The following is a 3,557-nucleotide window of genomic DNA, read 5'->3' as shown; positions in this document are numbered from 1 at the left end:
AACCGGCGCCCGACGAGGTCGACGCGCCGGCCGCGGTCGCGGCGGCGGCAGCGGCGAAGAAAAAGGCGCGAGCCCGTCGGCGTCGCGCCGGGACGGCCACGGACCGCGCGTACCGCTACGAATTCATGGACCTCGACGGGGACTCGGGTGTGGACGAGGGAGGTGCGGACACCGTGCGCGACTCGGGTCAGGGCGCGGGATGGCTCGGATTCGCCGGGGCCGCACCGAAATCCGGTATCGCCCAGCCCGCCGGGTTGGCCACGCTGACCCGAGACGGGTTGCGCGACGGCCCCACGGTACCGATGATGCCCAGCAGTTGGGGCAACGACGATTAACCGACCGGGTAGCGCCTTGGCGTGAACACGCGGTCGCCGGAATCGCTTGCGTGCCACTGGGTTTGCGAGGAGCCGACGATCAGCAGGCAGCGCATGTCCACCTCGCCGGGGTCCAGATCGGCCAGCCGCACCACGCGAACGTCCTCGTCGGGCCCAGAAACGTTGCGGCCGATCACCACCGGCGTCCCGGGCTCGCGATGTTCCAGCAGCAGGTCGCGCATCGCGCCGACCTGCCAGGTTCGCGTCTTGGACGCCGGGTTGTAGATGGCCAGCACCAGATCGGCGGCGGCCGCGGCGGCCAGCCGCTGCGAGATGATTTCCCACGGCTTGAGCCGGTCAGACAGCGAGATCACCGCGTAGTCGTGGCCTAGCGGGGCGCCGACGCGGCTGGCGACGGCCTGGGCGGCCGTCATCGCCGGAATGACTCGAACCCGCACCCCCGGCCACTCTTTGGCCTCTTCCAGCACGGCAGTGGCCATGGCGAAGACTCCGGGGTCGCCGGACGACACCACCGCCACGGACCGCCCCTGCTCGGCCAACGTGCAGGCCAGCCGGGCGCGCGCCGGTTCGTCGGTGTTGTCGCTCGGGTGCCGCCGCTGGCCGTCGCGCACCGGGACGCGGTCCAGGTAGCCGCCGTAGCCGATCAAGTCAGTGGCGCCGGCCAACTCGCGCCGACTCTGCGGCGTCATCCAATCGGTGTCGCCGGGCCCCAGGCCCACGACCGCGACGGTGCCGGCATGGGGTGACCGCCGTCCGCGGCGGCCGCCCGGCAACATGGCCAGCGAGAAATACGGCACGCCCGCCTCGTCGACCTCGGCGGCGGGCATGATGCGCTGCCCGCCGGTGCTGGCGCGCTCGACGTAATAGGCGTCGTCAAGCTGTCCGGACGCCGAAAGCGCTTCCCGCACAGCCTGATACGAGCGACCAAGCTTCAGCACCACGGCGGCGTCGGCGTCGGCCAGGCGGCGGGTCAGCTCGGCGACCGGCAGGGTGCCCGGCAACACGGAGAGCACCTCGTCACCGGCCACCAACGGCGTCGCGATGGCCGCCGAAGCGGCGCTCACCGAGGTCACCCCCGGCACGATGACGGCGTCGAACCGCTGCGTCAGCCGGGTGTGCAAGTGCATGTACGAGCTGTAAAAGAGTGGGTCGCCCTCGGCGAGTAGCGCCACATTGCGGCCCGCGTCGAGGTGGGCGGCGATACGCGTGGTGGCTTCGGCGTAGAAGTCCTCCAGTGCGCCGGCGTAGCCGCCGGGGTGGTCGGTCGCCTCGGTGGTCACCGGGTAGACCAGATGCTCCTCGATCTGACCGGGCCGCAAGTATGGTTCGGCGATGCCGCGCGCGATGCTGCGGCCATGCCGGGCGCTGTGGTAGGCCACCACATCGGCCTCGCCGATCACCCGGGCCGCCTTGACGGTCACCAGTTCCGGGTCACCGGGACCCAGCCCGACTCCCCATAGGGTGCCGCGGGGCGTCATTCGCGGTCGCTCGCGATCGCGTTGACGGCGGCGGCGGCCATGGCGCTGCCGCCGCGGCGGCCCCGTACCACCAGATACGACATCCCGCGCGGACGGTCGATGAGCTCTTGCTTGGACTGGGCGGATCCGACGAATCCGACCGGGCCACCCAGCACGCCGGCCGGCGGGGCGACCCCTTCGTCGATCAGCTCGAGCAGCCGGAACAACGCGGTCGGCGCGTTGCCGATCGCCAGTACGGCGCCGGGGAGCCGGTCGGCCCACAGCTCCACCCCGGCCGCCGATCGAGTGGTGCGCCGCCGCGCGGCCAGCTCGGCGGCGCGCGGATCGGCCACCAGCGACACCACGTCGTTGCCGGCCGGCAGCCGCGTAGCGGTGATCCCGGCCGCCACCATCGACGAATCGCACAGCACCGGGGCACCGCCGCGCAGGGCGGCACCGACGCGCGCGGCGACGTCGTCCGTATAGGCGACATGCTCGGCGACGTCGACCTGCCCGCAAGTGTGGATCAACCGGACCACCACCCGGGCGATGTCATCGGGGAACCGGTTCAGGTCGGCTTCCGCGCGAATGGCCGCGAACGACTGGCGATAGATCTCAGCTGCGTCGCGGATGTAGTCGAGCACCCGATTACCGTAGCTGGCGGTATCCGTCGCCAGTCGCGAGCAGCACCTCACCCGCCAACGGGCTACCGCAGGCGCGGTCGCAGCCGACGAAGTGGCGATGCACCGCCGAGTCCGCGCCCAGCGCCTGCGCGGCGTCGGCCCGCACGTCGGCGACCGAGTGCGCGCACCCGGGGCTGCCGGTGCAGGCGCTGACGTTCAGCCAGGGGGAGTTTTCGTCGAAGATCAGGCCCAATGGCGCCAGCACCCGGAGCGCGACGTCGGCGACGGCCTCGTCGAGATCGCACACCAACACCGATCGCCAGGGTGTGATCACCAGCGGCGCCTCGATCGCCGCCAGGTATTCCGCGACGCGCGCGGACAGCACCCCCAGCGGCACCGCGGCGCCCAGCGCCACCCGGCCATCATCCTGGTTGATCCAGCCCACCGGTGGCTTGGTGACGGCGGGAAAGCGGACGGCGCCCAGTTCCGCGCCTGGCAGCAGGCTTTCGACGTCGTCCAATTCCTTGATGCGCCAAGCGGTTCCACGCGTGGTCGCAAACCGGGTCGCGATGACGACCAGCGTCTCGACCACCTCGTCGGCCGCCAGCCGGATACCGGTGTCGCGCCCGGCAAGCAGCAGCTCGCAGCCGTCGGGGAGCGCGTGCACGCCGACGTCGGCGCACAGGCCCGATACGTCGGCGCGCCCGTCATCGAAGCTGAACCAGAATCGGCCGCCCAAATCGGCGAGCCTCGGCTCGGCGCAGATGGCGGCGTCCAGCTCGGCCACCCACGGCCGCACGTCGCGATTCCCGCCGGCGCGCCCGGACAGCGGCGACGCGACGATATTGCGGACGCGCTCGTGGGTCTCCGAGGGCAACAGCCCGGCGTGGGCGATCGCCTCGGCGGCCGCCGCCACGTCGGTGATGCCGCGCAACTGCACATTGCCGCGCGCGGTGAGCTCCAGCGTCGATGAGCCATACGCGCTCGCCACGTGTGCCAGCGCCGCCAGCTGAGCGGCCGTCAGCATGCCGCCCGGCAGCCGGATCCGCGCCAGGGCGCCGTCGGCCGCCCGGTGCACCTGGAGCGCACCCGGGCAAGCGTCGGTGTCGCGCGTCCTGGCCATGTGCCCACGCTACCGAGGG

At 72.1% G+C, this 3,557-nt stretch carries 3 protein-coding genes and 1 pseudogene; 1 reads left to right on the top strand and 3 read right to left on the bottom strand.

Going from position 1 to position 3,557, the window contains the following annotated elements; all coding sequences use genetic code 11:
* Positions 1-335, top strand: a pseudogene (locus tag A5711_RS27210) (hypothetical protein); the annotation flags it as partial.
* Here the strand turns inward: A5711_RS27210 and A5711_RS10895 are convergent.
* From A5711_RS10895 to cobG, 3 genes are read right to left on the bottom strand one after another with little or no spacing between them, the layout of a single operon-like run.
* On the bottom strand, positions 332-1,813 hold the full coding sequence (locus A5711_RS10895) for a precorrin-2 C(20)-methyltransferase (RefSeq protein WP_067946297.1): 1,482 nt from the start codon (positions 1,811-1,813) through the stop codon (positions 332-334). The pseudogene A5711_RS27210 and the gene A5711_RS10895 sit on opposite strands and share 4 nt — an antisense overlap.
* Positions 1,810-2,436, bottom strand: coding sequence for a precorrin-8X methylmutase (locus A5711_RS10890; protein WP_067946295.1), 627 nt, complete (start codon positions 2,434-2,436; stop codon positions 1,810-1,812). Before A5711_RS10890 ends, A5711_RS10895 begins: the two co-directional genes overlap by 4 nt.
* A 4-nt stretch (positions 2,437-2,440) precedes the next feature.
* Complete coding sequence (gene cobG, locus A5711_RS10885) at positions 2,441-3,538, bottom strand: precorrin-3B synthase (RefSeq protein WP_067946293.1); 1,098 nt, start codon at positions 3,536-3,538, stop codon at positions 2,441-2,443.
* Positions 3,539-3,557 lie beyond the last annotated feature (19 nt).

The organism is Mycobacterium sp. E2238, assembly GCF_001672665.1.
Taxonomy (GTDB): domain Bacteria; phylum Actinomycetota; class Actinomycetes; order Mycobacteriales; family Mycobacteriaceae; genus Mycobacterium.
Note: the sequence above shows the minus strand (reverse complement) of the source record. Positions and strands in the feature narration are given on the sequence as shown.

What these genes read in the sequence shown, in the direction of transcription:
- A5711_RS10895 (WP_067946297.1), bottom strand. Translation starts at nt 1,813, where the DNA reads ATGACGCCCCGCGGCACCCTATGGGGAGTCGGGCTGGGTCCCGGTGAC.
- cobG (WP_067946293.1), bottom strand. Translation starts at nt 3,538, where the DNA reads ATGGCCAGGACGCGCGACACCGACGCTTGCCCGGGTGCGCTCCAGGTG.